At 74.0% G+C, this 24,463-nt stretch carries 21 protein-coding genes; 11 read left to right on the forward strand and 10 right to left on the reverse strand.

The window, feature by feature from the left end; all coding sequences use genetic code 11:
* From ACZ52J_RS04865 to ACZ52J_RS04895, 7 genes are all read right to left on the reverse strand, one after another.
* A partial coding sequence (locus tag ACZ52J_RS04865; RefSeq protein WP_465615887.1) for a non-reducing end alpha-L-arabinofuranosidase family hydrolase occupies positions 1-1,780 on the reverse strand: 1,780 nt, incomplete at its 3' end.
* A gap of 294 nt (positions 1,781-2,074) precedes the next feature.
* Positions 2,075-3,613, reverse strand: coding sequence for a sigma-70 family RNA polymerase sigma factor (locus tag ACZ52J_RS04870; protein ID WP_465615889.1), 1,539 nt, complete (start codon positions 3,611-3,613; stop codon positions 2,075-2,077).
* 126 nt (positions 3,614-3,739) lie between these two features.
* The gene (locus ACZ52J_RS04875) at positions 3,740-4,954 is read right to left on the reverse strand and encodes a sensor histidine kinase (protein WP_465615891.1); all 1,215 of its coding nucleotides are present in this window, start codon (positions 4,952-4,954) and stop codon (positions 3,740-3,742) included.
* Positions 4,951-5,751, reverse strand: a complete 801-nt coding sequence (locus tag ACZ52J_RS04880) for a response regulator (RefSeq protein WP_465615893.1) — start codon at positions 5,749-5,751, stop codon at positions 4,951-4,953. The genes ACZ52J_RS04875 and ACZ52J_RS04880 overlap by 4 nt, the downstream gene beginning before the upstream one ends.
* Positions 5,748-6,608 (reverse strand): hypothetical protein, encoded by an 861-nt coding sequence (locus tag ACZ52J_RS04885; protein ID WP_465615895.1) that lies wholly within the window; start codon positions 6,606-6,608, stop codon positions 5,748-5,750. The genes ACZ52J_RS04880 and ACZ52J_RS04885 overlap by 4 nt, the downstream gene beginning before the upstream one ends.
* Positions 6,609-6,785: 177 nt before the next feature.
* The gene (locus ACZ52J_RS04890; protein WP_465615897.1) at positions 6,786-7,631 is read right to left on the reverse strand and encodes a class F sortase; all 846 of its coding nucleotides are present in this window, start codon (positions 7,629-7,631) and stop codon (positions 6,786-6,788) included.
* Positions 7,618-8,073: a hypothetical protein gene (locus ACZ52J_RS04895; protein ID WP_465615899.1), complete on the reverse strand. Its 456-nt coding sequence runs from the start codon at positions 8,071-8,073 to the stop codon at positions 7,618-7,620. The genes ACZ52J_RS04890 and ACZ52J_RS04895 overlap by 14 nt, the downstream gene beginning before the upstream one ends.
* 547 nt (positions 8,074-8,620) lie before the next feature.
* Between ACZ52J_RS04895 and ACZ52J_RS04900 the strand changes: the two genes are divergently transcribed.
* From ACZ52J_RS04900 to ACZ52J_RS04910, 3 genes are read left to right on the forward strand one after another with little or no spacing between them, the layout of a single operon-like run.
* The gene (locus tag ACZ52J_RS04900; protein ID WP_360495807.1) at positions 8,621-8,749 is read left to right on the forward strand and encodes a hypothetical protein; all 129 of its coding nucleotides are present in this window, start codon (positions 8,621-8,623) and stop codon (positions 8,747-8,749) included.
* A gap of 51 nt (positions 8,750-8,800) precedes the next feature.
* Positions 8,801-10,651: an ABC transporter ATP-binding protein gene (locus ACZ52J_RS04905; protein WP_465615901.1), complete on the forward strand. Its 1,851-nt coding sequence runs from the start codon at positions 8,801-8,803 to the stop codon at positions 10,649-10,651.
* The gene (locus tag ACZ52J_RS04910; protein WP_465615903.1) at positions 10,651-11,469 is read left to right on the forward strand and encodes a serine/threonine-protein kinase; all 819 of its coding nucleotides are present in this window, start codon (positions 10,651-10,653) and stop codon (positions 11,467-11,469) included. The genes ACZ52J_RS04905 and ACZ52J_RS04910 overlap by 1 nt, the downstream gene beginning before the upstream one ends.
* Before the next feature lie 30 nt (positions 11,470-11,499).
* Here the strand turns inward: ACZ52J_RS04910 and ACZ52J_RS04915 are convergent, their stop codons facing one another.
* The gene (locus tag ACZ52J_RS04915; protein WP_465615905.1) at positions 11,500-11,952 is read right to left on the reverse strand and encodes a hypothetical protein; all 453 of its coding nucleotides are present in this window, start codon (positions 11,950-11,952) and stop codon (positions 11,500-11,502) included.
* 8 nt (positions 11,953-11,960) lie between these two features.
* Between ACZ52J_RS04915 and ACZ52J_RS04920 the strand changes: the two genes are divergently transcribed.
* The 5 genes from ACZ52J_RS04920 to ACZ52J_RS04940 all read left to right on the forward strand — a co-directional run bounded on the left by ACZ52J_RS04920 (position 11,961) and on the right by ACZ52J_RS04940 (position 16,352).
* Positions 11,961-12,257 (forward strand): hypothetical protein, encoded by a 297-nt coding sequence (locus ACZ52J_RS04920; protein ID WP_465615907.1) that lies wholly within the window; start codon positions 11,961-11,963, stop codon positions 12,255-12,257.
* Positions 12,258-12,439: 182 nt separating this feature from the next.
* Positions 12,440-12,673: a hypothetical protein gene (locus ACZ52J_RS04925; RefSeq protein WP_360495792.1), complete on the forward strand. Its 234-nt coding sequence runs from the start codon at positions 12,440-12,442 to the stop codon at positions 12,671-12,673.
* Between the two features lie 209 nt (positions 12,674-12,882).
* Positions 12,883-13,428, forward strand: a complete 546-nt coding sequence (locus ACZ52J_RS04930) for a methylated-DNA--[protein]-cysteine S-methyltransferase (RefSeq protein WP_465615909.1) — start codon at positions 12,883-12,885, stop codon at positions 13,426-13,428.
* Positions 13,429-13,663: 235 nt separating this feature from the next.
* The gene (locus ACZ52J_RS04935; protein ID WP_465615911.1) at positions 13,664-15,082 is read left to right on the forward strand and encodes a family 2B encapsulin nanocompartment shell protein; all 1,419 of its coding nucleotides are present in this window, start codon (positions 13,664-13,666) and stop codon (positions 15,080-15,082) included.
* A gap of 220 nt (positions 15,083-15,302) precedes the next feature.
* Complete coding sequence (locus ACZ52J_RS04940; protein ID WP_465615913.1) at positions 15,303-16,352, forward strand: family 2 encapsulin nanocompartment cargo protein polyprenyl transferase; 1,050 nt, start codon at positions 15,303-15,305, stop codon at positions 16,350-16,352.
* 183 nt (positions 16,353-16,535) lie between these two features.
* On the opposite strand, the gene ACZ52J_RS04945 is transcribed toward ACZ52J_RS04940, so the two are convergent.
* Positions 16,536-17,576 carry an NAD-dependent epimerase/dehydratase family protein gene (locus ACZ52J_RS04945; RefSeq protein ID WP_465615915.1) on the reverse strand — a complete coding sequence of 347 codons (1,041 nt, stop codon included), beginning with the start codon at positions 17,574-17,576 and terminating at the stop codon, positions 16,536-16,538.
* Between the two features lie 250 nt (positions 17,577-17,826).
* Between ACZ52J_RS04945 and ACZ52J_RS04950 the strand changes: the two genes are divergently transcribed.
* Both ACZ52J_RS04950 and ACZ52J_RS04955 read left to right on the forward strand, forming a co-directional pair.
* Positions 17,827-19,230: a DUF1254 domain-containing protein gene (locus ACZ52J_RS04950; RefSeq protein WP_465615917.1), complete on the forward strand. Its 1,404-nt coding sequence runs from the start codon at positions 17,827-17,829 to the stop codon at positions 19,228-19,230.
* Positions 19,231-19,308: 78 nt separating this feature from the next.
* Positions 19,309-20,643 (forward strand): DUF1254 domain-containing protein, encoded by a 1,335-nt coding sequence (locus tag ACZ52J_RS04955; protein WP_465615919.1) that lies wholly within the window; start codon positions 19,309-19,311, stop codon positions 20,641-20,643.
* 150 nt (positions 20,644-20,793) lie between these two features.
* Here the strand turns inward: ACZ52J_RS04955 and ACZ52J_RS04960 are convergent, their stop codons facing one another.
* The gene (locus ACZ52J_RS04960) at positions 20,794-22,707 is read right to left on the reverse strand and encodes a BACON domain-containing protein (protein WP_465615921.1); all 1,914 of its coding nucleotides are present in this window, start codon (positions 22,705-22,707) and stop codon (positions 20,794-20,796) included.
* 150 nt (positions 22,708-22,857) lie between these two features.
* Between ACZ52J_RS04960 and radA the strand changes: the two genes are divergently transcribed.
* Positions 22,858-24,393: a DNA repair protein RadA gene (gene radA, locus ACZ52J_RS04965; protein ID WP_360495769.1), complete on the forward strand. Its 1,536-nt coding sequence runs from the start codon at positions 22,858-22,860 to the stop codon at positions 24,391-24,393.
* Positions 24,394-24,463 lie beyond the last annotated feature (70 nt).

Consider the following 24,463-nt stretch of genomic DNA (forward strand, 5'->3'; position numbering starts at 1 on the left):
TGCGGTAGATGAACGGCCACGCACCCCACTGGTACGCCAGCACCCAGATGTTCTTGGGCGCGAAGTAGAACAGCGTGGGCGCCACCGCGGCCTGGGGCAGGCCGCTCTGGCCGGCCGACGCCATGTCCGACCAGTTCGAGAAGGGACTGAACATCATCGAGCCGTACGACGACCCGTTCACGTTCGACGCGTAGACCAGGTGCTTGCCGTTGTAGACCACGTCCGTGAAGTCCTTCACCGAGGCCCACCCGTTCGCCGGCTGCGCCAACGCACCCGTCGACGACCAGCGGTACGTCGACGGCAGGGCACACGTGCCGCCCGGCGGGGTCGACGTCCCGGACAGGCCGGCCCACTTCTGGTTGCTGCCGCCGGACCAGCAGGTGTACAGCTGGATCTTGGTGGCGTTGGCGGTGCCCGCGCCGACGGCGTCGAGGCACAGCCCGGACCGGACGCCGGCGATCGAGCCGTCCGCGTTGATGTTCCACTGCTGGTCGGCGCCGCCGTTGCAGTCCCCGATGACCGCTGCCGTGCCATTGCTGGTGCCCTTGGCCTTGGCGGCCAGGCACTTCTTTCCGTAGACCATCAGCTGTTTGCCAGAGGTGTAGGTCCACCGCTGGTTGGTCTGTCCGTTGCAGTCCCACAGCTGCGCCTGGGTGTCGTTGACGGTGGTGAAGCCGTTGATGTCGATGCAACGACCGGAGGCGACGCCCTTGATCTCCCCGGTGCCGCTCCCTCCGCCCGTCCCACCCGTTCCGGTGCCGGAGGCGGCCTTGAAGGCGTTCATGACGGCGGTGTAGGCGGGCTTGGGGTTGCCGTTGCGGTCGAACAGCAGCGGGTTCTCGCCACTGCGCCAGGAGTCGCTGTCGCGGATGCCCCATACCGTGATGCCGGTGCACCGGGCGACGGACAGGCAGGCGTTCACCGCGTTGGCGTACGCGGTGGTGGACGCCTGGGCGATGTCGAGCTCGGTGAGCTGGACGTCAACGCCCAGAGCGGCGAAGTCGGACAGTGTGGTCCGGAAGTTGGACGGCGGGCCGCCGGCGCCGAAGTGGCTCTGGAAGCCGACGCAGTCGATGGGCACGCCGCGGGACTTGAAGTCCTTGACCATGGTGTAGACGCCCTGGGTCTTGGCGTCCGTCCAGTTCTCGATGTTGTAGTCGTTGTAGCAGAGCTTCGCCGAGGGATCGACGTTCCGGGCGGTGCGGAAGGCCTCCTCGATGAAGCCGTCGCCCAGCACGTTCTGGAACACCGAGCTGCGGTGCCGGCCGCTGCCGTCGTCGGCGAAGGCCTCGTTGACGACGTCCCAGGCGTAGATCTTGCCCTTGTAGTGGGACATCTCGGTGGTGATGTGATTGTCCATCACGCCGCGCAGGGTGTTCGCGTCGCCGATGGAGCTGACCCAGGACGGGAGCTGCGAGTGCCAGACCAGGGTGTGGCCGCGCATCCGCTGGCCGTGCGCCGAGGCGTGGTTGACGATCGAGTCGGCGCCCCCGAAGTTGAAGTTGCCGCGGGACGGCTCGATCGCGTCCCACTTCATCTCGTTCTCCGGGGTGATCATGTTGAACTCCCGGTCCGCGATCGCGGTGTACGTCGAGTCCCCGAGCCGGCCGGCGGCCACAGCGGTGCCGAAGTACCTGCCGGAGGGGGTCGCCTGGGTACCCAGGGCGGCGGCTCCGGCGGAATTGGGGAGGAGCGCCACGACACCGGCCACCAGCGCCGCGGCCGACGTTGCTACCGCCACTACCTGGCGACGCCGGCTGAGCCGGTGCAGACCCTTCATGACTCTCCCCGCGGGTTGCGGGTCACCCTTGGCGCCGCGATCGTGCGCGCCTCGGCCGGGGGTTCGTGGGTGTGTCGCATCATTGGAGCGGCTTTCTTCCGGGGATTCCTCAGTGGGGAAGCACCTCCCATGCCGGCCCGTCAGGGTGAGCGGCGGGAAGAGCACCCCACACATGGGAGGCCTCCGGACTCACGGCCCCGTAACGAAAAAGGTGGCGCGATCCGGACGATTGCCCGGTGATGCATCTCGCAGGCGGAAAGCGTTACGCCGAGCCCTGCGGCCTGGTCGTCCCCGTCAGGCCTTGCGGATGATGAAGGAAGCCTGGCCGGCGAAGGCCCGAGTGCCGTCGGAGCCGTCGAGCCAGATGCCACCGTCGCGGTAGCGGAGGACCGATCCGGGATAGTTGTGCGCGTGCAGGGTCACCGACCCGGCCACCGCCCCGGGGAGCGGACAGAAGGTGGCGTCCTCACGGAACAGCTCGCTGCCGTCGTCGGTGCTCAGCCGTAGCCGCAGGTCGCGATGGCGCAGGTAGCGGCCGTCGGCGGCGCGGAAGGTGACGCACCGGGTGTCGGCCAGGCCGCCGATGACCGTGAAGGTGACCCGCTGCCGGGTCTGCGCGCTGCTGGACGCGTCGACGCGGCCGAGCGTCGCGAAGTCGCCGGCGTACGTGAGGTACAGGGCGGGGTCGTCCACGGACTCCAGCGACTGTGCGCCCAGCGGAACCACGGCTGCGATGGCGGACGGGCTCACCGGAGACGGTCCGGCCGAGGTGGTGGTGCCCGGCGAGGTCGGCGTGGGACTGCCGACCGTGGGAGCGGCGGTGACGCCGGGCACCCGAGGCGCCGGTTCGGGCCAGGTCGCGTAGGTGGTGGCGGCGCCGGTGATGAGCACCGCGCCGGTGGCGAGGCTCACCAGAGGATGAGCGGTCACCGCGGAGAGTTTGGCGATCAGCGAGCTGTGCAGGCCGCCTCCCCCCGTCGCCGTGCCTGCCGCGACCTGTGCCGTGGCCAGGCCGGCGGCGCTCGCGGCCGTACCCGACAGCAAGCCCTTGGCGGCCAGCGCGGCGATGAGCCCGGCCGGGACCGCCAGCGGCGCGACGCCGAGGAGCAGGAGTTCGGCCGGAATCCGTTCGGCCGTCGTCGCCGCGCAGACCGGGCATCCGCGGGTGTGCCGCGCGATCCGCTTGCGCCACACCGATGCGGGGCGACCGTCCCAGCCGACGACGGTCTCGTCCAACTGCGGACAGCGCGGGTCGGCGTTCAGCGAGGCGACGATCGTCCGGCTCAGATCCAGCTGCTCGCGCATGCGTTGCAGGCGCACTCCGATGTGGGCGGCCGTGAGCCCCGTCGCGGCGGCGAGGTCGTCACGGCTCAGCGAGCCGGCGCCTTCCTGCCACCACAGCGACAGCAGCACCCGATGGTCCGGGTCGAGCCACCGGCCGGCTTCGACGACCTGGCGGCGCTCGTCCGACACGTGCAGACGCAGGATCGTCATGTCCTCGGATTCGGCGCCGGCGTCCGGTATCTGGTGCGCCTCGTCGATGACCGCGCTCCGGCCGGCGAAGACGCGTTGCCGGTGGCGGTGGGTACTGATCTGACGGAGCGTGATCGACACCAGCCAGGACCGGAAGCTCTCCGGGGCACGCAGGGCAGGCAGGTCGCGCACCACGCGCAGCAGGGCTTCCTGGACGACGTCGTCGACGTCGGCATGTCCGCTCAGCGCACGCCCGACGATGTTGTAGAGCAACGGCAGGTACGCGGCGATCAGTTCCTCGCGCGCCCGGTCGTCACCGGCCTGCGCCGCGACCACCAGCCCCGCGTGGTCTGCATCCATGAGCCCCATCCCAACCTTCCTCAGGGGAGCGATCCGCCGCGTAGGCGCCACACCTTAGCGTCGGCAAAGGACTGCGGCCAAAGGCGGCCGAAGCAGGTGCCATGGGTCACGGACCGGCCCGGGGTGTCAGTCGGGTGGGAGGGTGAGGGTGGCGAGGGCGCCGCCGGCGGGGTGGTTGGCGAAGGTGAGGGTGGCGCCGATGACGCGGGTGTGGCCGGTGGCGATGGTGAGGCCGAGGCCGTGGCCGCGGCCGCGTTCGGGGACGTTGGTGCGGAAGCGCTGGGGGCCGTGCCGGAGCAGGTCGTCGGGGTAGCCGGGGCCGTGGTCGCGGACGGCGATGCGGTGGCCGTCGACGTGGAGGTGGACCGGGGCGGCGCCGTGGCGGTGGGCGTTGAGGATCAGGTTGCCGAGGATGCGGTCCAGTCGGCGCAGGTCGGTGCGGACCTGCCGGTCGGCGGTGGCTTCGGTGACCTCGACCGTGACGTCCAGTCCGGTGAGGGAGACGGTGCGGCGCACCGCGCGTTCCAGGGGGACGGCGCAGAGGTCGGGGGACTCGGCGTCTGCGTCGAGGCGGGAGACCTCCAGGAGGTCCTCGACCAGGCCGCGCAGGGCTTGGACCCGGTTCTGGACGAGCTGGGTGGGGCGGCCGGGCGGCAGCAGTTCGGCGGCCGTGACGAGGCCGGTGAGCGGGGTGCGCAGCTCGTGGGCGACGTCGGCGGTGAAGCGCTGCTCGTCGGCGAGGCGGCGGTGCAGGGTGCGGGACATCAGGTCGACGGCGGCGGCGAGGTCGGCGACCTCGTCCTTGCCGTCGACGAGTTCGCCGATCCGGGTGTCCGTCCCGCCGGCGGCGATGCCCCGGGCGGCCGTGGCGGCGGTGCGCAGGCGGCGGCTGATCCGGTCCGCGACGAGCACGCCGGCCAGCACGGTGGTGAAGACCGCGGCGACGACGGTGAGCAGGATGATCCGGTCCAGGTCGGCGATGGCCTGCCGGTCCTGGGCGAAGCCCACCCGGACGGAGAGCACCCCGTCCTGGACCGGGGAGGCCGCCCACATCGACTCGCCCTTCCCGTCGGCCGCGAGCAGCGAGCCCTGCCGGCCGCCCCCGGCGAGGGTGCGCAGGGGGCCGGGCAGGGTGGGGTCGTCCAGCGCGGCGCCCCGGCCGGCCAGTTCGCGGTTGCGGCCGTAGTCGGTCAGGGCCGAGTCGAGGGCGGCGAGCGCGGTGGCCCGGGCCTGGTCGACGTGCTGACGGATCATCGCCTGGTGGACCAGCAGGCCGACGGCCACCGCGACCAGGACGGAGATGGCGGCGACGGCGGTGGCGATCTGGCGGCGCAGGGTCATGCCGGGCGCCGCAGCTTGTAGCCGAACCCGCGGACGGTCTCGATCCGGCCGGAGCCGATCTTGGCGCGCAGCCGCTGCACGTGGACGTCCACGACCCGGGTGTCGGCGCCCCACTCGTAGTCCCAGACCCGTTCGAGCAGGGTGGAGCGCTCCAGCACGATGCCGGGCGCGGCGGTGAACTCCAGCAGCAGCCGCAGTTCGGTGGGGGTGAGCGGGACGAGGCGGTCGTCGACCCGCACCTCCATGCTGTCGGTGTCCACTCGCAGGCCGTCGAAGCTGCGGACGGCGGCGGAGGACGGGGACGCAGGGGCGTCCGGGGGCTGCGGGGCGTCGGTCGCGGCTGCGGGGATGCCGACTGTGGGGGAGCCGGCTGCCGGGGAGTCGGCCGAGGGGATGCCGGGCGCGTCGGCCGCCGGGACGACGCGGATGCGGCGCAGCACCGTACGGATCCGGGCGACCAGGACGGCGCTCTCGAAGGGCTTGACGACGTAGTCGTCCGCGCCGGCCTCCAGCCCGGAGACCACGTCCACCGGGTCGGTGCGCGCGGACATCATCAGGATCGGCAGCTGGCTCTCCTCGCGGATCCGGCGGCAGAGGCCGACCCCGTCGAGCAGCGGCAGCATGACGTCCAGCAGGAGCAGGTCGGGCCGGACGGCGTGGAAGGCCTCCAGGCCCTCCAGGCCGTCGGCGGCGGTGGTGACCGGGAAGCCGTAGCGCTCCAGGGCCATCCGGGTGGCCTCGCGGATCACCTCGTCGTCCTCGACCAGGAGGATGTGCGGGTGGGCGGGGGCGGTCATCGCTTCGGCTCCGGGGTCGCGGTGGGGGCGGCGGGCTGGGAGGTCGGGCGGGCCGCGCGCGCGGAGGGGACGGCCGCGCCGGGGGCCGGTTCCGGCGGTCCGACGACGGGGGAGCGGGCCGGCGACGCGGGGGACCTGGGGGTGGCGCTGGGCGGCTGGGCGCTGTCCGGGCCGGTGGGCGGCAGCACGCCGAGGCCTTCGTCCTTGCGTTCCAGCAGGACGAGCCTGACCCCGTCCCAGCGGTAGTGGCTGCTGGTGCGGACGTAGACGCTGGTCGACTCGTACAGCCACAGTTCGGAGCCGATGGTCTCGGCGCTGAAGGTCCGTTGGACCTGCACCCGCAGGACGGGCAGGAGCCGGTCCTCGGTGGGGGCGAGGGTGTAGACGTGCAGCACCACCGGCCCGGGGGTGCTGACGGTGGTGATCAGCGAGAGCCGTCCGTCCCCGGTGAGGTCGCGGAACTCGGGGCTGCGGACCTCGCACCCGGTGCAGGAGCCGAGCGCCTGCCGCTCCTCCGGGGTCACCGCCGGGTCCTTGGCGAGGACGGTGCGGACGTCGAGCGCGGTGATGTCGCGCCCTGGGACGGTCAGGTCCGGTACGGGCTGCGGTGGCGCCTGGGTGGCGCCGCCGGCCCCGGTGTCGGACGGGGGCGTCGACTGCGAGGAGGCCGGGTTCGGCCACAGCGGCCGGGGGACGGGCGATGGCGTGACGGCCCGGGCCGGGCCCTGGTCCCGCAGGCCGCCGGGGGTGGCCCGGCCGAAGGCCAGGGCGGCGAGGGCGAGGAGAACGACCAGGCCGGCCAGGGCCGCCACGGGGACGGCGCCGGGCCGGCGACGGGGTGCGGGTGGTGCTGCCACGGTCGGTGTTCGTCCTCCTGGTCTGCGGCGCGGTGCCGGTTCGTCGCCCCGTGGCCGTCCTGGTGGTAGGTCGCCCGGACGGCGGCCCGCGGTTCCGCCCGGGCCGGAGCGGCGCGGGTCAGGCCGGGACGACGGGCAGGTCGGGTCAGGCCGGGACGACGGGCAGGTCGGGCCCGGTCAGGCCAGGTCCGCCAGCACGATGATGTTGTCCGTCCAGTGGCCGTCCGAACCGATCCGCCCGCCGCAGGTGATCAGCCGCAGCGCGGGTGCGGGCGTGTCACCGTAGACCTGCTCGGTGGGGAAGCCGTCCTTGGCGGCCTGGAGCAGCGTACGGACCTTGAAGTCCACGGTGCTGCCGTCCGCGCGCCGTACCCGGACCAGTTCGCCGGGCTGCAGCTTCGGCAGCTGCCGGAAGACCGCCGGGCCGTGCACGGTGTCGTAGTGCCCGATCAGGACGGCGGGCCCGGTCTCGCCCGGGGTGGGGCCGTTGCGGTACCAGCCGACCTCGTCGCCCCGGTCGGCGGGCGGCACCTGGACCGTCCCGTCGGAGTTCAGGCCGAGGTCGGTCACCGGCGCGTCCACCCCGGCGGAGGGGATCAGCAGGCGGGTCGGCGGCGCGGGCGCGAAGGGCTTCGGCGCGCCGGGCACGGCGGTCGTGGGGGCCGAGGCGGCCCCGGTGGCCGGTGCCGCCGGCGGGGTGTCGGCGGTGCCGCCGTGGCCGGAGGTCTCGATCCGCACCACCGGGGTGTCCCGGCCGGAGAGCGCCAGCGAGGTGCCGAGCACCAGGCAGAGCAGGCCCGCCGCGCCGAAGGCCGTACGGCGCAGGGCGCTCGGCCCGGGTCTGGCGGCTCGACGCCGCCCGCGCGCGTGCCCGCGGCCGCGGGCCTGCCCGGCCCCGGCGTCGCGGTGGCTGCCGGTCCCCACCGCCGGGGCGGCCCCGGCGCCGCTTCCCCGCCTGGCCAGGTGCGGGGGAACGGCGCCGGGGTGCCCGGCGGACTCGGGACCGGTGTCAGCCGCGCGCACCGGAACGGCGGCGCAGGACGGCGAAGCCCAGCGCCCCGGCGCCGACGGCCGCGACGGCGCCGCCGCCCGCGAGCATCAGGCCGGAGCCGTCGGCGGCACCGGAGCCGTCACCGGCCTGCGCGGCGCCCTTCGGCACCTCACGGACCTGCGGCTGGGCGCCGTTGGGGGCCTGCGGAGTGGGTACGGCCCGCGGGCTCTCGGACGGCGAGGCCACGGCGGCGGGGGCCTTCGGGTTGGCCGGCGCCGGGGAGGCGGTGGGCACGGCGCCCGAAGCCGGCGAGGCGACGGCGCCGCCCGGGGCGGTCGCGACGGGCTTCGGCGCGCCGTCGGCCCAGGCCTGCCCGCCGGTGACGACGGTCAGCAGTGCGGCCCCGGTCAGGGTGCAGGCCGCCAGGAGGCGGCGGGCGGGCGAACGGTCGGTACGGCTCCTGCTCGTGCTCATGCGGTGTTCTCCATCTGCATCGGTGGTGTACGTCGGTCGTCGGTGCGGACCGATCGCGTCACGCGCGGCCTCGCGGATCGCGTCGCTCGGGACGTCGCGGATCGCGTGACGCGGCGTGATGCGCAGCGGTCGCGGACGTTCGTCGTCGGCGCCGGACGCGCACGTCCTCGTCACGGACGCCCACCGGCCGGTACAGCCGGAGCCGGTACGGCCGGAGCCGGTACGGCCGGTGCGGCCGCTACGGCCGGGGCGTCGACAGTGACGGTAGGAGGGCCGTGTCGCGGTCCTCGGCCGGTCGTGTCACGGTCGGCCATCGGCTGCGTAACGGCTGCGGGCGGCGACGTCACCGCGCCCCGTGACGTCGCCGCCCGGTGCCGCCGGAAGCACCCGCACCGGCACCGACGAACACTCCGCGCCGCCCACGAAGTCACTCCGCACCGCCCATGAAGACCCTGCGCATCGCACCGACGCGCCGGTGAGCGCCCCCGCCCTCCGGCGCGTACCTCTGGGTGGGGGACCGAGCGGGACCAACAGAGAGGTGACAGCGATGAGCATGCTGGCCAACCTGGTGCCGGCGATGCGGCATCCGCGCAAGCGGACCGGGACCGGCAAGGAGACCAGGCACTCGAAGACGAACGACCGTCGCCGCCGTCGTGGAAGCAACTCGCGGCACTGACGGCTTCGCCGTCCTGTCAGGGCCGGGCCGTCACAGGCCCGGCCACGTCCCATGGGCTGGATTCGTACCGTGTGGTCGCTGCGGCGCCTGATGGCCGTCGACGCGGGTGACGGCGACGGCCGGGCGGACCCGGTCGTCGAACCGGCCCCGGCCGTCCCGCTGCGGCGGACGTTCGGGCGGTTCTGGCCCTACACCCGAGGCGGCCGGCGCTGGCTGGCCCTGTTGCTGGGGTTCGTCCTGCTCGGGCCGCTGGTCGACGTGGCCGCGATCTGGCTGTTCAAGGTCGTCGTCGACGATGTGCTGGTGCCGCGCAGGCTCGGGCTGTTCCTGCCGGTCGCGCTCGGCTACGCCGGGCTGACGCTGGTGGCGGGGGGTCTGCGCTTCGCCGACGAGACGACCTCGACCTGGGTCAGCGAGCGCTTCCTGCTCGCCGTGCGCACGGACGTGTTCCGGCATCTGCAGGGCCTCTCCCTGGGTTTCTTCGAGCGGCGGCGGCTCGGCGACGTCCTGTCGCGGCTGACCTCGGACGTCGAGGCGGTCGAGACCTTCCTCCTCTCGGGCGTCCTCGACGCGGTCGCGTACGTCGCCGAGCTGGCCGTCTTCCTCGCCGTGCTGTTCTACCTGCGGTGGGACCTCGCCGCGGTGGCCCTCGTCGTCGCGCCGGTGTTCTGGTTCACCGCGCGGCGCTTCTCCGTGCTGGTGAAGGCCGCGTCGCGGGAGCGGCGGCGGCGCAGCGGCTCGGTGAGCGCGCTCGCCGAGGAGACCCTCGACAACATCGCGCTGGTGCAGGCGTACAACCGGCAGGACTGGGAGCAGGACCGGTTCCACCGGGAGAACCTGGCGCGGTTCCGGGCGACCATGGCCGCGACCCGGCTGCGGGCCCTGTTCGCGCCGATCGTGGAACTGCTGGAGCTGGTCGGCGCGCTGATCGTGCTCGGGCTGGGCGCCTGGGAACTCGCCACCGGCCGTCTGACACTCGGCGAACTCCTCGTCTTCGTCGCTCTGCTGAGCCGGCTGTACAGCCCGATCCGGGGCATCTCGCGGCTCAGCAACGGCTTCTACTCCGCCTCGGCCGCCGCCGAGCGGATCATCGAACTGCTCGACCAGCGGCCGCAGGTGGCCGATCCGCCGACCCCGCTGCGCCCCGGCCGGATCCGCGGCGCGGTGGCCTTCGACCGGGTGTGGTTCCGCTACCCGGGCACGACCCGGGTGGCGCTGTTCGACGTGTCCTTCCGCGCCGAGCCGGGCGAGACGGTCGCCCTGGTGGGGGAGAGCGGGGCGGGCAAGTCGACGAGCGCCAAGCTGCTGCTGCGCTTCTACGACCCCGAGCGCGGGGCCGTCCGGCTCGACGGCATCGACCTGCGCGAACTCGCCCTGTCCGACCTGCGCGAGCACATCGCGGTCCTGCTGCAGGAGACCCTGGTGATCCACGGCACCGTCCGGGAGAACATCGCCTACGGGCGGCCGGGCGCGACCGACGCCCAGGTCGTCGCGGCCGCGAAGGCCGCCGACGCCCACGAGTTCGTCAGCCGGCTGCCGGACGGCTACGACACGCTGGTGGGCCGGCAGGGCGGCCTGCTCTCCGGCGGGCAGCGGCAGCGGATCGCGATCGCCCGGGCGATGGTCCGGGACGCGCCCGTCCTGCTGCTCGACGAGCCGACCACCGGGCTGGACGCGGAGTCCGGACGGCGGATCCTGGAGCCGCTGGGCCGGCTGATGCGCGGCCGGACGACGATCATCATCTCGCACAACCTGCTGACCGTACGGAACGCCGACCGGATCGTGCTGCTCCGCGGCGGCTGCGTCGCCGCCTGCGGCACCCACCGGGAACTGCTCGCCCGCGACGACGGCTACGCCCGGCTCGACGGGCTGCACCGGCCACCGCTCCAGGGGGTGGCCTGATGGGCTCCCGACAGCCGCTCCCCGCAGGCGAGTCCATCGCCCCCGGCTACCGGGTCCTGGCACATCTGTGCCGCACCGGCTGGCTCGACGTGTACGACTGCTGGAGCGAGGAACGGGACTGCCGCTGCGTGGTCAAGGTGCTCCGGTCCGACCGCCGCCGCGACCGCCGACTCCGCGAGCGCCTGCTCCGCGAAGGCCGCTGGCTGGCCGAGTTCACCCACCCGCACCTGGTGCGCGGCTACGGCACGGGCGAGCGCCCGCAGCCGTACGCCGTGCTGGAGACCCTCACCGGCGAAACCCTCGCCCACCTGCTGGACACCCGACCGCGCCGCCCCGCCGCCACCGACCTGGCCATGCTCGGACTGCACCTCTGCTCGGCGACCCGCTACCTGCACGGCCAGGGCCTCCTGCACCTCGACCTCAAGCCCTCCAACATCGTGATCGACTGCCGGCGCGCCATCGTGCTCGACCTCAGCATCGCCCGCCCCCCGGGCCCGGGCACCCCCGGCATCGGCACGGACGGCTACCTCGCCCCCGAACAGGCCTCCGGCGGCCTGCTCACGGCGGCCACCGACGTCTGGGGCATCGGCATCACCCTCTACGAAGCCGCCACCGGCACCACCCCCTTCCCCGGCCCGTCCCCGCACGGCCCGGTCCCCCCGGTCGCCCGCAGCCGCCGTCTTCCGCGCCCCCTCGCCGCCGCCATCGACGACTGCCTCCACCTCGATCCCGCCGCCCGCCCGAACCTGCCCCAACTGGCGGAAACCCTGGACGAGTTGCTCCCCCAGGGGCGCCGTTGGGTGCCGCCGGAGGAGTGACCGGCGCCTGCCGCGCCCGGGCAGCCTCGGCTACCGCGCCGCTCGCAGCTGCCGGAGGGTCCGGCCCGGCCCGAGCTTCCCGCTGTGGCCGGCGAAGAGTTCGGCGGCGCGGCGGTAGGAGAGGCGGGCGCGGCCGGTGTAGGGGCAGCGGTCGGGGGCGGGGGTGCCGGCAGGGGCGCGGCGGTCGGTGAGGAAGAGCGGGCCCGTGCTGCGGCCGGCGAGGAGGAGGGGGAGGAGACGGGCGGTGCCGGACTGCCAGTGGACGGGGGTGTGCCCGGGGCGGGTGCGGCGGCGGGGGAGGTCGAGGTGGTCGGTGTCCAGGGCCAGGACGGTCTCGATCGCGGCGCCGGACTCGTGCAGCAGGTGCCAGAGCGTCTGACTGCTGATTGCTCGGCCGCAGGCCGGGCCGCCCGCTCGCGGTGGCCACCGTGGTCGGCCTGGGCTGGGCGCTGCCCTCCGGGGCGCTCGCGGCCGGGGCGTCATTGCTCTGGGTGGTCGCCGGTGCGCTGGTGGCCGGGGTCGGTTCGGCGGTCTGCGGGACGCTCTACAGCGCGACGACGCAGAAGTGGGTGCCGGTGGAACTGCTCGGCCGGCTGACCTCCTTCGGCGCGCTCGGTTCCTTCGCTCTCGGCCCGCTCGGCCTGGCGGTGGCCGGTCCGTTGGCCGGCCGGTTCGGGACGGACAGCGTGTTGCTGCCCGGCGCGCTCTGGCAACTGGCCTCCGGAGCCGTAGTGTTGGCCATACCGGCGGTACGGAATCGCCGCTGGGAGGAGGGCCCGGAGAACTGACCCACCCCTCGGACGGCTTCGGGGCGCACCCCCGGCCCCCGGTGCGGCCCACCGCGCACCGCGCCCGGCCGGCCCCGGAGCGCAACCGGCTGCCCCACCCGCGCACGCACGCCTCCGCGGCGGGCGGGGCGGCCGACCCGGTCGTACCGTGGAGGGTGCGGGGGTATGGAGGAGGTTGTCCAATGCCCGGTTCGCTCACCATCAGCCACCACGAGTCCGCGGTCTCCCTGGACCACGCGGACGCCGAGCGGCTCGCCACCGTACTGGCCGAGCTGGCGTACCTGCTGGAGATTCCGGGCCCGAACCGGATCAACGACGCGCAGCTCGCCCTCCTGTGCGAGGGCCGCGCCCCGGACCGCGCCGGCCTGGCGCACTGGTCGCAGGCGCTCGCCACCCAGCTGAAGGGGCGGCTCTGACCGAAGCCGACCGCGGCCGGGAAACCGATCGCGACCGGGCAGCCGATCGCGACCGGGCAACCGGCCACGATCAGGCTGCCGACCATGACCGGGCAACCGACCGCGGCCAGGCCGTCGGCCGCCCGCCGTACGATGGCGCGCGGGGCGGGGACGCCCTCCGGGTGCCGGGGTGGCCGGCGGCCGGTCCGGCGGAGGGTGGGGGCCCGAGCGTGCCGCAGTCCTGGTCGATGTCCTGGCTGACCGTGCCGACGCCGCTGCCCAGCGGCCCGATGCACATCGCGGTGACCCCGCTGGGCGTGGCGGCGGCCGGCTACGGCGGGCGCGAGGACGAGGCGCCGCCGTGCACCGACGAGTCGAAGGTCGCCGCCGTCACCGAGCGGATCGGCGCCTACCTGGCGGGCCGCACGCGCGAGTTGGGCCTGCCGATCGACTGGAGCCTGAGCTCCGGTCCGCACCGCGCCGTCCTGCAGACGCTCTGGCGCGAGGTGCCGTACGGCCGGACCGTCACCTACGGCGAACTGGCCGCCCGTAGTGGGGTGTTCGAGGACGTCACGGAGCCCGGCCTGGCCGCCCGGACGGTCGGGCAGATGATGGCCGCCAACCCCGTCGCCCTGCTGGTGCCCTGCCACCGGGTGGTGGCGGCGGACGGGATCGGCGGTTTCGGCGGCGGCCGGGTCGGGATCGAGGTGAAGCGCTGGCTGCTCACCCTGGAGGGGGTGCTGGAGCCGACGCTCGACTGGAACGGGCCGCTGTAGCAGGCGAATCGCCGTCGCCGTCGCCGGGGCCGTGGGAAGATGGGGTTCGGGATTCCAGTACTTTCGAATAAATAGTCGAATGAACTTCGATCAGGTGATCGAGTCGTACTATTTGTTCGGTTATTCCAAACCACTCGAATGAGTGATTGCGGGCTGCCCTCGAACGGGCCCACCATGAAGCTGCAACACGAATGTGCAGAGCGACACTTCATCGGGCACGCGAAGGGTTCCCCTCATGTCGACCGAAACCAATGCCGGTATTCCTGCGCCCGGCGCGCAGGCGGATATCCGGCAGCAGCAGAGTCTGAGCACGGCGGGCGCGCGGAACCTCGCCACGACCACCAAGTCCGCGCCGCAGATGCAAGGCATCAGCCCGCGCTGGCTGCTCAGGCGGCTGCCCTGGGTGCAGGTTTCCGGCGGGACCTACCGGGTCAACCGCCGCCTGCGCTACGCGGTCGGCCGCGGCCGGGTGAGCTTCGTCAAGACCGGCGCCGAGGTGCGGATCGTCCCGCCGACGCTCGCCGAGGTGCCGGTGCTGCGCGGATTCCAGGACGAGGCCGTGCTCGAGGAGCTGGCCTCGCGCTTCGTGCAGCGGGAGTTCAACCCGGGGGACGTCCTCGTCGAGGCCGGTACGCCGATCAGTGAGGTCTTCCTGATCGCGCACGGCAAGCTCGACCGGATGGGCACCGGCAAGTACGGCGAGGAGACGGTGGTCGGCACCCTCGCCGACGGCGACCACCTCGGCGACGAGGCGGTCCAGCAGGACGGCGGCACCTGGCCGTACACCGTCCGCGCCGCGACCTCCGGCACCGTGATGGCGCTGTCCTGGCCCTCCTTCGAGGAACTGCACGACCGCTCCGAGGCGCTGCAACTGCAGGTCATCGAATACCTGAACGGCTTCCAGCAGGCGCAGAACAAGCACGGCGAGGCCGCGATCGACCTCTCCGCCGGCCACCTGGGCGAGTACGAGCTGCCCGGCGCCTTCGTGGACTACGAGCTCAAGCCGCGTGAGTACGAGCTGAGCGTCGCGCAGACCATCCTCAAGGTCCACAGCCGCGTCGCCGACCTCTACAACCAGCCGATGAACCAGACCGAGCACCAGCTCCGGCTGACCATCGAGGCCCTGCGCGAGCGCCAGGAGCACGAGCTCGTCAACAACCCCGAGTTCGGCCTGCTGGCGAACGCCGCGTACGACCAGCGGATCCAGACCCACTCCGGCCCGCCCACCCCGGACGACATGGACGAGCTGCTCAGCCGCCGCCGCAGCACCAAGATGTTCCTGGCCCATCCCAAGGCCATCGCCGCCTTCGGCCGGGAGCTCAACAAGCGCGGCATCAACCCGGGCACGGTCGAGGTCGAGGACAAGCAGATCATGTCCTGGCGCGGGGTGCCGGTCTTCCCGTGCAACAAGATCCCGATCGTCGGAAACACCAGCTCGATCATCGGGATGCGAATCGGCGAGGACAACCAGGGTGTCATCGGGCTGCACCAGACCGGAATTCCGGACGAATACCAGCCGAGCCTTTCGGTGCGGTTCATGGGAATCGATGACAAGGCCATCATTTCCTACCTGGTGAGCGCCTACTACTCCGCCGCGATCCTGGTGCCGGACGCGGTCGGCGTCCTGGAGAACGTGGACATCGCGCAGCGCTGACGGGCCCGGCGGGGCCGATCGGAGATCCACGCCGTCCGGCCGGAGGTGCCCACCGCACCCCGGCCGGCAGGCGTTCCGACGTGTTCCGGCGCGTTCCGACGCATCCCGGCCCCGATGCGTCCCGCCGCGCCCGGACACTGCCCGACACCCACAGCGGCACGACCCCGGCCCGCCCGCGCCGGGCCATCCCACGACAGGCGCCAACAAGGGGGAGAGACCCATGACGAGTCCCACGCTGGAGCGGGACCACAAAGAGGGGCACGAGGCGGCCGAGATCCTCGCCCGCGCCCGCGCACTGGTCGACCCGGTCATGCGGGCCGCCGTCGACTCACTGCCCGGCACGATGCGCAAGGTCGCCGGCTACCACTTCGGCTGGTGGGAGGCGGACGGCACGCCCGCCGCGGCCTCCTCCGGCAAGGCGATCCGGCCGGCCCTGGTCCTCGCCGCCACCCAGGCCCTGGGCGGTACGCCCGGCGAGGCCGCCGCCGCGGCCGCCGCGGTGGAGCTGGTGCACAACTTCACCCTGCTCCACGACGACGTCATCGACCGGGACGACACCCGGCGCCACCGGCCCACCGCCTGGCGGGTGTTCGGCACCACCGAGGCCATCCTGGCCGGAGACGCCATGCACTCCCTCGCGCTGCGCCTGCTCGCCGAGGACACCCACCCGGCGGCCCACGGCTCGATCCGCCGACTCGCCGACTGCGTGGTCGAACTCTGTGAGGGCCAGCAGATCGACTGCGCCTTCGAACAGCGCAACGACGTCTCGCTGCCCGAGTGCCTGGCCATGGCGGAGGCCAAGACCGGCGCGCTGCTCGGCGCCGCCTGCGCGCTGGGCGCCCTGTACGGCGGCGCGTCCGAGGAGGCGGCGCAGGCGATGGACGGCTTCGGCCGGGAGATCGGCCTGGCGTTCCAGCTGATCGACGACCTGATCGGCATCTGGGGGGACCCGGCGGTGACCGGCAAGCCGGTCGGCGCGGATCTGGTCGCCCGGAAGAAGTCCCTGCCGGTGGTCGCGGCGCTGGGCTCCGACACTGTCGAGGGCAAGCGGCTGGCCGAGCTGTACGCACTCGAACGCGCCCTGAGCTCCGAGGAGTTGGCGCAGTGCGCGGCGGCCGTCGAGGGGGCCGGCGGGCGCGGCTGGGCGCAGGGGCAGTCGTGTGAGCGGATGGCCACGGCGATGGCGCAGCTGGCCGCCGCCGTACCGGAACCGTCCGCGGCCGACGAACTGCTGGCGCTCGCCGAGCTGGTCACCCGCCGGACGCATTGAGGCTCTACGCCCTGAGGCTGTACGCACCGAGGCCGGACGCACCGAGGCCGTACGCACCGAGGCCGGACGCACCGAGGCCGTACGCGCGGGGTGCCGTTGGTGAGTGGGAAGTCGGCCGGTCCGACTTCCCACTCCGCCGGCTCGCTCCGGCCCTCGCTCACCCGGCTCGCTCCGCGGGCTCGCTCACCCGAAGGCGGCCAACAGCCGTCGCTCCTTCGCGGGTTCGATGCCCTGTCGCGCCACCGCGCCCGGCCGCCCCTTGCGCCCGTCGGCATCGGTGTCCTCGGCGGGCCCGCGGGTCCGCAGCCACTCCCAGGTGTCCCGCGCGGTGTCGGCGAACGGCCGGCAGCGCAGCCCGGCCGCCTCCGCCCGGCTGGTGTCGGCGAGCCAGGCGCCCGCCATCCCGGGCAGATCCGGGGCCCAGAGCGGCAGTTCGGTCCACGGCTCGACCCGGTCCGGCCCCTCGGCGAGCAGCGGCCCGTCCGGGACCCAGACCAGTTCGGTGTCCGGGGCTCCCGCGACCGCCCGACAGGTCTCCAGCCACTCGCCGAAGCGCAGCCGTCCGGGCGGCGCCGTGGTGAGGAACCGGCCCGTCGTCCGGGCCGTCAGCAGGTCCAGCCCGAAGGCGGCGAAGTCCCGGACGTCGATCACCTGCATGGTCCGCTGCGGATCCCCCGGGGCGAGCACCCGCCCGCCGCGCGCCATCCGCTCCAGCCACCAGGGCAGCCGGCCGCCGTTCTCGTACGGTCCGATGAGCAGCCCGCTGTTGAGGAGCAGCGAGCGCTCGGCGCCGAAGCCCTCCAGCACCGCGCGTTCGCAGCCGGCCTTCAGGGCGGGGCTGAACGGCTGGTCGGGCGGGGTGTCGGCGGGGCAGGGGTGTCGTGGGGAGTCCTCGCCGATCACCCGGGCGGGCCAGTCGGTGAAGGCGTGCACGGAGGAGACGAAGGTGTAGTGCCCGGCCCGTTCGCGCAGCAGCCGCGCGGCGAGCGAGGCCTGGGCGGGCTGCTGGGCGGAGGTGTCGACGACGGCGTCCCAGTCGCGGCCGTCGACCAGCCGGGCGAGGTCCTCGGCGCTGTCGCGGTCACCCCGGACGGCCTCGACCCCGGGCAGGTCGGCGGCGCTGTGGCCGCGGTTGAAGGTGGTCACCTGGTGCCCCCGGGCGAGGGCTTCGGCGGCGTAGGCCCGTCCGAGGAAGGACGAGCCCCCGAGCAAGAGGATCTTCATACCGCTCACCTTCTCCCCGCCGCTCCGCCCGTACGCCCGGATTCGCGCTCAGCAGATGCCGCGGTGTCGAGCGAATGCCGTGGCGCCGAGCGAATGCCGCGGTGTCGAGCGAATGCCGCAGCGTCGAGCAGATGCCGCGAGGCACCCGATCCGACATGCCGCCCCCTCCCGCCCCACTTAGCATCCCATCTGTACAGGTCTGTACAGATCTGTGGCGGTTCCACCGGATTCGGAGTGGGAGAGCGACAGCATGGTCAACCCGGCACTCGTGGACCCGGCCACCGTCCGCGCGACCGCCGCCGAGGCCTGGATCCGCGCCCAACCGATGCTGCGCAACTACCGCGCCCTCTACGCCCAGGCCCTGGACGACGCGGACCCGTCGTACGTCGGCGGCTTCGGCGTCTTCCGCCACCACCCGCAGCCACCCACCCCCGCCGACACCTCCGCCCGCACGCCCGCCGAGCCCCTGACCGGCGGCGTCACCGGCGGCATCACCGGCGGTGTCACCGGCGGCGAGGCCGGTGACACCCCGTACTCCCGGGCCTGGCTCGACCTGCGCACCGAGCCCTGGGTGGTCTCGGTCCCCGCTGAGGACCGCTACTACGTCCTCCCGTTGCACGAACTCGACACCGTGTACGCCGGTTTCATCGGCTCCCGGACCACCGGCCCGGAAGCCGGCGACCACCTGGTGGCCGGCCCCGACTGGCACGGCGAGCCCCCGCCCGGCATCCGCGGCGTGATCCGTACCGCCACCCGGCTGGTCGGCATCCTCGGCCGCACCCGGCTCGCCGGGAACACCCCCGCCGAGGTCGCCGAGCTCGCCGCCGTCCAGGAGCGGTACCGGCTGCGCCCGCTGCACGAGTACGCCGGTACTCCCGCGCCGCCGCCCGCCCCGGAGCCGCTCTGGCCGGTCTGGCGCGAGGAGGTCCCGGACGGCGTCGAGTTCCTCGCCTTCCTCGACTTCCTGCTCGGCTTCTTCCCGGCGGACGGCCCCGTCCGGCTGCCGCCCGCCGAGACCGACCTGCGCGGCCGCCTCGCCGACCTCGGCGTCGACGGCCGCGGCGAGTTCGAGCCCGCCGCCCTCCCGCTGGAGCTGCGCGCCGAGATCGAACGAGGCATCGCCGACGGCCGCGCGCAGCTGCGGCGCGCCACCGCCGAACTCCGCGACCGCGCCGGGCTGTTCGGCACCCGCGAGCAGGTCGGCGCGGACTTCCTCCGGCAAGCCGTCGGCGCCGCGGCCGACCTCCACGGACTGCCCACCGAGGAGGCCTGGTACGGCCGTTGGGAGGCGGACGGCACGGGCCGCCGGCCGCCGGACGCGAGCGACCGCGACCACGTCATCCGCTTCACCCCGGACGCGCTGCCGCCGGCCCGCTTCGCCTGGTCCGCCACCCTGTACGCGCTCCCGGACCACCGGCTGGTCGACAACACCCTGGACCGCTACTCGATCGGCGACCGCACCCCCGGACTGGTCCGCGACCCGGACGGCGGACTCACCCTCTATGTCCGGCACAAGCGGCCCGCCAACGCCGAACACTCCGCCAACTGGCTGCCCGCCCCGGACGGCCCGTTCACCGTGGTGCTCCGGCTCTACGGCCCGGACCGGGCCGTCCTCGACGGCCGCTGGCGGCTCCCGCCGCTCGACCCGCGCTGACCGAAGCCCCTCGTCCTGACCGAAGCCCCTCGTCCCGACCGACCCCCTTGTTCCGACCGACCGTACGAAGGACCCCCGATGAACCAGCCCGAGCTGGAGGCACTGGCCGCCGACGCGTACGTCTACGGCTACCCGCTGGTCGCCGGCCTCACCATGGTCGATCGCTTCACCCGGGGCGGCCTGGGCACCCTGCCGGCGGCGCCGTTCAACCACTTCAGCCACGCCACCCGGCTGGCCGGCCCGTCCGACGAGTTCGTCTCGGTCAACAACGACACCATCTACTCGATCGCCCAGCTCGACCTCTCCGAGGGCCCGCAGGTGCTCCACGTCCCGGACACCGCGGGCTCCTACTACGTGCTGCAGTTCATCGACGCCTGGACGGACAACGTCGCCTACCTCGGCCGCCGCGCCACCGGCACCAGCGCGCAGACCTGGCTGATCGTCCCGCCCGGCTGGCACGGCACCCCGCCGGACCCGGACCGGGTGATCGAGCTGCCGACCACGGTCGGCACCGTGGTCGGCCGGTTCGCCTGCACCGGCCCGGACGACCTGCCCCGGGTCCGGGCCCTGCAGTCCGCCCTCGTCCTGGAACCGCTGGAGCCCGGCGGCCTGGTCGCCGGACTGCCCGAGCCCGACCCGAACGTCCCCGAGCGGCTGGCCTTCTTCGAACGCCTTCGGGTGTGGATGCAGGCCTTCCTGCCGGCCACCGCGGACATCGAGTACCAGCGGCGCTTCGCCCCGCTCGGCCTGCTGGACGACGGCGCCTCCCCGTACCGCGCGGCCGTCCCCGAATGGACGCTCTCACTGGCCAAAGGCCTGGCCGCCGGCCGCGAACGGGTCGAGGACGCCACCCGCCCACCCGAAGACCACCCGCCCGGCGAATGGCGCTCCGCACTCCACCTCTTCGACTACAACACCGACCACCTCGGCCCCGGCACCCTGGACGACCCCGAATGGCGCATCCCCGACCGTCGCGCCGCCTACCTCAGCCGCGCCGCCGCCGCCCGGGCCGGCCTCTGGGGCAACCACGCCTACGAGGCCTCGTACGCGATGACCTACGACGACTCGGACGGCCGCCCCCTCACCGGCGCCAACAGCTACACCCTGCGTTTCGACCTGCTGCCCCCGACCGAGGCCTTCTGGTCCGTCACGATGTACTCCGTCCCGGACTACTACCTGGTGGAGAACCCGATCGACCGCTACTCGATCGGCGACCGCACCCCCGGCCTGGTCTACGGCGACGACGGCTCCCTCACCCTGACCCTCCAGCACGACCAGCCCGAGGACCCGACCGCCGCCGCCAACTGGCTCCCCACCCCACCCGGCGACTTCCGCCCCATCATCCGCCTCTACCAGCCCAAACCCCTGGTCCTGGACGGCACCTACCAGGTCCCCCCGATCCACCGCACCTGACACCACCCCAGCCCCGGCACCGAAGCCCGGCCAAGCTCCGTCACCCGTGCACGGGAAGTCGGCCTGGTCGACTTCCCGTGCACGGCTCACGCGGCTCGGAAGCCCGAAACGCCCGCCGGGTGACACCTCTCTGCCGAACCGGCGTTCGCCCTAATGCGCCGATGCCGGTGCCGATGCCGGTGCTGACGCCGGAGCCGTGGGCCGCCCCGTCGGACGTGGAGAGGCGCTGCTCGTCGGCGCTGCCGTCGGGGTGCCCGAGGGGGACGGCGAACCCGTCGGCGGGCCGGACGGCGTCGCCGGTGACGAGGGCGACGACGGCGAGCCCGACGGTGAAGGCGCGCCCGTGGCGGTCGGCGAAGGGGTGGCCGTCGGTGGGGCGGTGGCCGTCGGGGACGGGTCGGTCGGGGAGGGGGTCGAGCCGCCGCGGTTGTGCGGGCCGCCTTCCAGGGTGACCACCGCCTGCGAGGGCGGCAGTGCGATCCGGGCGGTCCAGTGCGTGGTCGGCGCGAGGTCCTCGTCCACGGTGACGATCACGGTGATCCGCTGGCCGGGCGCGAGTGTGCCGGAGTCGCGGCTGAGCCGGAGCCAACCGGCGTCCGTCACCGCGTGCCAGCGGATCTCCGTGGTGCCGGAGTCGGTGAGGGTGAGGACCGTACGGCTGCCGTACTCGCCGGCTTCGACGGTGAGGAGTCCGGTCGGGGTCGGTTCGGGCGCCCCCGGTGCGGAGGCCCGGTCGACGACGGGGGCCGGGGCGGCGACCAGGGTCGGGCTGCTGAGCGGGGTGGCGCCGTGGGCTGGGACCGGGATCACCGCGCCCTGGAAGGTCAGCCGTGGAAAACCTGGAAGCAACGTTTCTGCACCGCTGACACCGCCCGCGCCGGCACCGCCCGCCAGCTCCAGCCCCGGTACCCCCGGCCCGGCCGGGCCCCCGACCCCCGATTGCGGCGGCCGCTGCCCGGTCTCCCGACCGGCCTCGTCCACTCGCACCGCCGACACGGAGGCCGCCGCGCCCGGCCCGCCGCCGTTCCGGTGCCCGGCCCAGAGCGCGACCACCGGTGCCGCCAGGACGGCCGCGAGCACCCCCGTGGTCACCACCCGTCGGCGGACCGCCAGCCCGCGCCCGGCGTCCGGCGCCCGGTGCCGGGGAAAACCGCTCTGGTCGAACCGCAGCGCGGGCTCCGCCACCCCCCGACCGGAGACACCCCCGACAACCGCGGCACCCCCGACAACCGCGGCACCCCCGACAACCGCGACACCCCGGACAGGCATGGCACCTGCCACCCCCACCACACTCTGCGGAGCGCCCAGCAACGGCAGCCCGGACAGCCCCGCCGACCCCTCCGCCGCCTCGCCGGCCACCCGCTCCGCCGTCCCCCGGCAGGTCGGGCAGTCCACCACGTGCTGCACCAGTTCCCGCCGCAGCGCCGGGCCGAGCACCCAGTCCCGCCAGGACTCCGCCCCGGCCCCGCCGAGCCGGTCCAGCTCCGGGCAGCTGCCCACACCGAGCACCAGCAGCGCCGCCCTCGTCCGGGCGACCTCGGCCTCGGCGCCGGCCAGCAGCTCGCGGGTCCGTTCGAACGGCTGGCCCAGCACCGCCGCCACTTCCAGCGGGGTCAGCCGGTGCCGGACGGACAACTCCAGCGCCTCGCGCTGCTCCGGGTCGGTGCCGGCCGCTTCCGGCCAGGCGAGCGAGGCCAGCTCGCGGCGCCGCCGGGCCGCCTCGGCCTCGCTCGGCTCCACTCCGGAGGCCCGACCGCCCTCGAACCCATTCCCGCCCCCGACCCCGACCCCAGCGCCGGCCCCGGTCCCGGCCCCGTCCGCGAGTCGCCGCAGGCAGCAGTACCGGGCCAGCGAGAACAGCCAGGCCCGTACCAGCCCGGGCTCGGCCAGTCGGGCGCCGTGCCGTTGCGCCAGTTCACGGACCTCGCGCAGGGCGTCGGCGGCGGCGTCGTGCTCGCACAGCACCGAGAGGCAGTAGGTGAAGAGGCCGTCCGCCTGCCGGTCGTACGCCGCGAGTACGGCGGGTGTCTGCGGCCCGGCCGGCCCAACAGTTCGCGTTGTCACCCGTCCGACGGTAGAGACCCCGGACGCCCTGTCCCCGCCAATCGACGGGTATGTACTTCTTTCGGGTAACAACATCGCCCATCTGTGTGGATGCACGGCGAGTCCGGTGGCGGACGGTCGCTGTCGTACCCAGGCGCTACCGTGGGCCGCATGCCTCCGCGTTCCAAGACCACCGCCAAGCCGCGCCCGGCGTACCGCTGCACCGAGTGCGGCAACCAGCTGCCCAAGTGGGTCGGCCGCTGCCCGGAGTGCAACGCCTGGGGGACGGTCGAGGAGTACGGCGCCGTGCCGATCCGGACGACGGCCGCCGGCCCGGTCAGCGCGCCCGCCCGTCCGATCGCCCAGGTGGACGGCCAGGTCGCGACGGCCCGTTCGACGGGCGTGCCGGAGCTGGACCGGGTGCTCGGCGGCGGGCTGGTCCCCGGCGCGGTGGTGCTGCTGGCGGGCGAGCCCGGCGTCGGCAAGTCCACCCTGCTGCTGGACGTCGCGGCCAAGGCGGCCACCGACCGGCACCGCACGCTCTACGTCACCGGCGAGGAGTCGGCCGGCCAGGTCCGGCTGCGCGCCGACCGGATCAACGCCCTCTCCGAGCACCTCTACCTCGCCGCCGAGTCCGACCTGGGCGCCGTGCTGGGGCACATCGAGGCGGTCAACCCCGGCCTGCTGATCCTGGACTCGGTGCAGACCATCGCCTCCGCCGAGCTGGACGGCGCCCCGGGCGGCCCGGCCCAGGTCCGGGAGGTGGCGGCCGCGCTGATCCGGGCGTCCAAGGAGCGCGGCATGGCCACCCTGCTGGTCGGTCACGTCACCAAGGACGGTCAGATCGCCGGCCCGCGCCTGCTGGAGCACCTGGTGGACGTGGTGCTCAGCTTCGAGGGCGACCGGCACGCCCGGCTGCGCCTCATCCGCGGGGTCAAGAACCGTTACGGCGCGACCGACGAGGTGGGCTGCTTCGAGCTGCACGACGAGGGCATCGTCGGCCTGGCCGACCCGTCGGGCCTGTTCCTGACCAGGCGTGACAAGCCCGTCCCCGGCACCTGCCTCACCGTCACCCTGGAGGGCAAGCGCCCGCTGGTCGCCGAGGTGCAGGCGCTGATGGTGGATTCGCAGATCCCTTCGCCGCGCCGGACGACATCGGGCCTGGAGTCGCCCCGGATCGCGATGATCCTGGCCGTCGTCGAGCGGCACGGCGGTGTGAAGCTCGGCAAGCAGGACATCTACACCGCGACGGTGGGCGGGGTGAAGCTGAGCGAGCCGTCCGCCGACCTCGCGGTCGCGCTCGCGGTGGCCAGTTCCTCCACCGACACCCCGCTGCCCAGCAACCTGGTGGCGATCGGGGAGGTCGGCCTGGCGGGCGAGGTGCGGCGGGTGACGGGTGTGCAGCGGCGGCTCGCCGAGGCGCACCGGCTGGGCTTCACCCATGCCCTGGTCCCGCCGGACCCGGGCAAGGTGCCGACGGGCATGAAGGTGGTCGAGGTGGCCGACATCGGCGAGGCGCTGCGGGCCATCCCGGGCCGCCGCCGGGCCGCCGCCAAACCGCGCGGTGAGGCCCGTGCCGAGGCCCGTGGCGAGGCCCGCACTGAGGCACCGTCGGCGCCGCCGGCCCCGCGCTCGGCCCGGGTCGCGGCCTACCCGGAGGAGCTGATGGACGGCTGGGAGCCGCTCGACTCCGACGAACTCCGCTGACCCAAGCCCTGCCGAAGCCACACACAGTTAGACTTTCCCCAGTCTCATTGGCCAGAAGGCAGTACCGAGC

The sequence above is a fragment of the Kitasatospora sp. NPDC034035 genome (assembly GCF_055575755.1).